This is a genomic window from Micromonospora sp. ATA51, from assembly GCF_016802855.1.
In the GTDB taxonomy this organism is placed as follows: Bacteria; Actinomycetota; Actinomycetes; order Mycobacteriales; family Micromonosporaceae; genus Micromonospora; species Micromonospora sicca.
Genome location: NZ_JAEVHJ010000413.1, coordinates 1 through 4,990 on the forward strand (window position 1 = coordinate 1; position 4,990 = coordinate 4,990).

General features: G+C 74.1%; 5 protein-coding genes. 3 read left to right on the forward strand and 2 right to left on the reverse strand.

What is annotated here, in order from left to right; all coding sequences use genetic code 11:
* Together JNW87_RS34675 and JNW87_RS34680 are read right to left on the reverse strand one after the other, a co-directional pair.
* Window positions 1–813: alpha/beta fold hydrolase (locus JNW87_RS34675; RefSeq protein WP_238455145.1), on the reverse strand; the 813-nt coding region annotated here is incomplete at its 3' end.
* A 37-nt stretch (window positions 814–850) separates the two neighbouring features.
* Window positions 851–1,399: a hypothetical protein gene (locus JNW87_RS34680; protein WP_201749706.1), complete on the reverse strand. Its 549-nt coding sequence runs from the start codon at window positions 1,397–1,399 to the stop codon at window positions 851–853.
* A 139-nt stretch (window positions 1,400–1,538) separates the two neighbouring features.
* On the opposite strand from JNW87_RS34680, the gene JNW87_RS34685 reads away from it, so the two are divergent.
* The 3 genes from JNW87_RS34685 to JNW87_RS41840 all read left to right on the forward strand — a co-directional run.
* Window positions 1,539–2,663: a Vms1/Ankzf1 family peptidyl-tRNA hydrolase gene (locus JNW87_RS34685; RefSeq protein WP_109802495.1), complete on the forward strand. Its 1,125-nt coding sequence runs from the start codon at window positions 1,539–1,541 to the stop codon at window positions 2,661–2,663.
* A gap of 63 nt (window positions 2,664–2,726) precedes the next feature.
* Window positions 2,727–4,418: a thiamine pyrophosphate-dependent enzyme gene (locus JNW87_RS41835; protein WP_375373584.1), complete on the forward strand. Its 1,692-nt coding sequence runs from the start codon at window positions 2,727–2,729 to the stop codon at window positions 4,416–4,418.
* Between the two features lie 116 nt (window positions 4,419–4,534).
* The coding region (locus JNW87_RS41840) for an iron-containing redox enzyme family protein (protein ID WP_238455146.1) at window positions 4,535–4,990 on the forward strand (456 nt) is incomplete at its 3' end.

Consider the following 4,990-nt stretch of genomic DNA (forward strand, 5'->3'; position numbering starts at 1 on the left):
CTCCTCGGCCATGTGGTGCCCGGAGTCCACCGACGCGGCGCGGACGTCGTCGGCCCAGTCCCGCCAGATCGCCGCCGGGTCGCCGTAGAGGTCGACCATGTCGTCCCGCTCGGACCACACAAACAGCACCGGGCAAACGATCCGCCGGCCGGCCGCCCGGTCCGCGTCGTCCGCCGCTCGGTCCGGTCCCAGGCCGGCCCGGTAGTCCTCGCACATCGCGTGCACCGTGGCCGGGTCGTGGATGGCCCGACGGTAGTCGGCGTACGCCTCCTCGCCCATCGCCGCGGGCGAGCCGCCGTACCAGGCGTCCGGATCGGCGTTGATCACCCGCTCGGCGGGCTTGTCGAGCTGGCCGAGGAAGAACCAGTGCCACCAGCGGGCCGCGAACCGGGCGTCGCAGCGGGCCAGCGCCTCACCGATCGGCACCCCGTCGAGCACCCCGAGCCGCGACACCCGGACCGGGTGGTCCAGCGCCGTCCGCATCGCCACGTACGCGCCCCGGTCATGGCCGACCACCGCCGCCCGGTCGTGGCCGAGCGCGTCGAGCAGCCCCACCACGTCCGCGGCCATGGCCCGCTTGGCGTACGTGGTGTGCGCCCGGTCGCTCGGTGGCTTCGACGAGCCGCCGTAACCCCGCAGGTCCGGGCAGATCACGGTGTGCCGGTCGGCCAGCAGCGGGGCGACCCGGTGCCAGGTGGTGTGGGTACGCGGGTGCCCGTGCAGCAGCACCACCGGCGACCCCGATCCGCCGTGCCGGACCCGCAGCCGCACCGGGCCGACGTCGATCTCCTCGAGGGTGAATCCGGTGAACATGGCCGCACCGGTGCCCCCGACCGGCCGGGCGGAAACCTCAGCCGAGCGCCGACCAGGCGGCGACCCCGACCAGCAGCAGCGCGCCGAGCGCCGCCTGGAGCAGCAGCGGCGGACCGAGGTGGGACCAGACCGTGGCGGTACGCGGGGTGAGCAGCTGGCCGGTGGTCAGGTTGACGATCCGTTCGATCCGCGGTGGCAGGTCCGGGTCGCGCTGCGGGCGCAGGGTGAGCTGCACGTGGTCCGCGGGGTGCAGGGCGCTCTGCGGCAGATGCCCGTGCAGTTCCACCTCCAGCAGCCGGTCCGCGCCGTCGCGCAGCCGCAGCGGGGTCACCAGAAACTCGGGCCCCTTCTTCAACTCCTTGAAGCTGCGCCGCGCGCCCCCGCCGCCGCTGCTCAGCAGCGACCGCACCAGCAGCATCAGCAGCCCCATCACGCCCGCCGCGGTGAGCACCGCCACCAGCACCGGCTGGCCCACCCGCACCTCGCGGGGGTAGCCCTCCAGCAACCGGACCACCCGCCCGGTGACGATCCGCTCCGCGGGATGGACCGCGCGCCGGATGTGGAGGTCATTATCCATGATCACCACCGAGAGTCCCGTTTCGTTCACTCATGGTATCGGCTCCCCGGGTTGAACGACATGAATGAACGACGGTCACGCGGGGGCCGTCAGGTGACATCCGGGGCCGCGCGGGTATGCGTGCGGCCGAGCTGGAAAGGGGTCGAGCATGCAGCTGTCCTTCCTGCGCCCGCTCTACAACCGTCCCGGGCCGTGGTGCTCGGTCTACCTGGACGCCTCCCGGGACACCCACGACTCCCGTCCCGCGTTGGACCTGCGCTGGCGGGCCCTCAAGGGCCGACTGCTGGAGCAGGGAGCCGACCCGGCGACCATCGACGCGGTCGAGCGGGTGGTCCGTGGGCACGACCCGATGGCGGGGGACTACGGGCTGGCCGTCTTCGCCACCGGCGGGCGGGTGGTGCTATCCGAGTACCTGTCCGCGCCGCCGCTGCGGGACCTGGCCAGCTTCGCCACCCTGCCGCACACCATGCCGCTGGTCGCCCAACGCGGTGAGCAGGTCGCCTGGGTGCGGGTGCTCGCCGACCGCAGCGGCGCGGACGCCATCGCGGTCAGCGCCGGCGGAGTGCCCCGCAAGGCGCACGTCAAGGGTCGGGAGAACTTCCAACTGCGCCGGGTCAACCCCGGCGGCTGGTCCCAGTCCCGCTACCAACGGGCGGCGATGGAGGCCTGGCACCACAACGCCGGGGATGCCGTCGCGGCCACCGTGCAGCTGGCCGAGAAGGTGGGCGCCGACGTGGTGGTGGTCGCCGGCGACATCCGAGCCACCGGCATGATCGCCGCCCAGATGCCCGAACGCTGGCAGGACGTGCTGGTCCGCACCGACGCCGGCTCCCGGACCGACGGCGCCGACCCGATGCGGATGGACGACCTCACCGTGCAGACCATCGCCGAGGTCGCCGACCAGCGGATCACCACCGCGCTGGACCGGTTCGGCGTGCAGGAGGACGTCGGCGCGGGCCTGGACGCGGTGGTCTCCGCGCTGCAACGCAACCAGGTCGACACGATGCTGATCGTCGACGACCCCTCCGCCAACGGCAAACTCTGGATCGGCCCGGAACCGACGGAGATCGCCACCGACCCCGCGCAGCTGCTGGACATGTCGGTGGCCGACCCGCAACGGGTCCGCGCCGACGCCGCCCTGCTCCGGGCGCTGGTCGGCACCGACGCCGAGCTGACCGTGCTGGCGCCGGAGGAAGCGCCGGAGCTCACCGACGGCGTCGGCGCGGTGCTGCGCTACGTCGACGCCGGCACCCCTGGGCGGGGCAATGGCTGACCGGACGGTCGCCGACCTGGTGGTGGAACGGCTGCGTGCCTGGCGGGTCCCCCGCGCCTTCGGTTGCCCGGGGGAGCCGATCGCCCCGCTGGTGGCGGCGCTGGACCGCGCCGGCGGGGACCCGGAGTTCATCCCGGCCCGGCACGAGGAGACCGCCGCCTTCATGGCGACCGGCCACGCCAAGTTCACCGGGGACATCGGGGTCTGCCTGGCCACCCAGGGGCCGAGCGCGGTGCACCTGCTCAATGGCCTCTACGACGCCAAGCTGGACAGCAAGCCGGTGGTGGCGATCGTGGGCGAGGACGTCACCGGCCCGCTCGGCGGCGCGCACGAGGAGATCGGGCTGAGCCGGCTCTTCGGCGACGTCTGCAACCAGTTCGTCCGGTACGGGCGGACGCCCGAACAGGTGCCCGCCCTTCTCGACCAGGCGTTCCGTACCGCCGCCGCCACCCGCAGCCCGACCTGCGTGGTGCTGCCGCGCGCGCTGCAGGTGGCCGTGGTGCCGGACCTGCTGCCGCAGACCGCGGGCGTGCTGACGGCGACCCCGGGGGAGCCGCTGGCCCGGGTGCTGCCGCACGACGCCGACCTGGACGCCGCCGCGGCGCTGCTGTCCGGCAGCCGGCGGGTGGCGATCCTGGTCGGTCAGGGCGGGCACGGCGCCGCCGACCAGATAGTGGCGCTGGCCGACCGGCTCGGCGCCGGGGTGGCCACCTCGCTGCTCGGCAAGCCGGTGCTGGACGAGCGGCTGCCGTTCCACACCGGGGTGCTCGGCGAGGTCGGCACCACCGCCGCGCCCAGCTGATGGGAGGCTGCGACACCCTGCTGCTGGTCGGCACGAACGACCCGTGGACGGACTACCTGCCGATGCCGGGACAGGTGCGGACCATCCAGATCGACATCGACGGGCGGCGGATCGGCGCCCGGTATCCGGTGGACGTCCCGCTGGTCGGCGGCGCCGGCGACACGCTGAGCGCGTTGCTGGGCCGGGTCGCCGACCGGCCCAACGAGCAGTGGCGGGGGGTCGTCGAGGGCTCGGTGGACCGCTGGCGACAGGCCGCCGCCGAGCGGGCCGCCGCCCCGGCCGAGCCGGTCAACCCGCAGCTCGTACTGCACGAGCTCGCCACCCGGGTGCCCCGGACCGGCTCGGTCGCCGTCGACGTCGGGTCGGTCCTCTACTGGTATGCCCGGCACCTGCAACTGCCCCCGGGCGTCCGCGCCCACCTCTGCGGGACGCTCGGCTCGGTGGGTTGCGCCCTGCCGTACGCGGTGGCCGCCAAGCTGGCCCGCCCGGACGAGCCGGTGATCGCCCTGCTCGGCGACGGCGCGATGCAGCTCAACGGGTTGGCCGAACTGATCACCGTGGCGCACCACTGGCGGGAGTGGCGGGACCCGCGGCTGGTGGTCCTGGTGCTGAACAACCGGGACCACTCGGGGATGGGCGGCGGGCGGCGGCCGACCGGGGAGCTGGCTGACCGGCGACCGGACGTGCCGTACGCCGGTTGGGCCCGGCTGCTCGGCCTGCACGGCGTCCGGGTCGACCGGCCGGACCTGGTCGGCCCGGCCTGGGACGAGGTGCTCGCCGCGGACCGGCCCAGCGTGCTGGAGGCGGTGGTCGACCCCGCCGTGTCGCTGAATCCGCCGGAGCCCGCGCTGGCCGACCTGCGTGGGGTGTTCGCCGACGGCGACGCCGCCCGGCGGGTCCGCGAGCAGACGCTCGAGGCCCAGATGAGCGTGGAGGTCGAGGACGTCGTCTAGTGCGGTGTCCACTAACGTTCACCGGGTCTCCGGTCGGTGTTGTGGATGCTCGCCTGTTGGGTGAGCGACTCCCCACCGGGTGGTGGGGCGGGCCTCCGCGGGCCAACTGATCCCGGATGCACGCCGAGCTGTTCCGCCGCACCATGGACCGCCTGGGCCTCGACTCCGGGTACGCCGCCCACCTGGACCGGGTGCCCGCGGTGACCCTGGCGACGGACAACCTCATCTCACTGTTCGGCCTGCACCGGCGGCTCAATGGGCCCCTCCTGGGACATCTGGCGGCGCTGGAGATGACCTCCTCGCTGCCCAACCGCCGGTACGGCAAGGGACTGCGCCGGTTGGGCTGGACGAGGTGGCCCCCCGCTTCTACGACGAGCACGTCGAGGCGGACGGGTGCGCGAGCCGATCGCCGCGTACGACCTGGTGCGGAGCCCTGGTCGCCGCCGAGCCGGCCCTCCCCGCTGCGGCCTGACCCCCCGCCCCGATCCGCCGATCTTGCACTTGGGGCCCGCCCCGCACGGCCTTTGCCCCGCTTCGCCCGGACACGAACTGCAAGATCGCCGGGTGGGTGG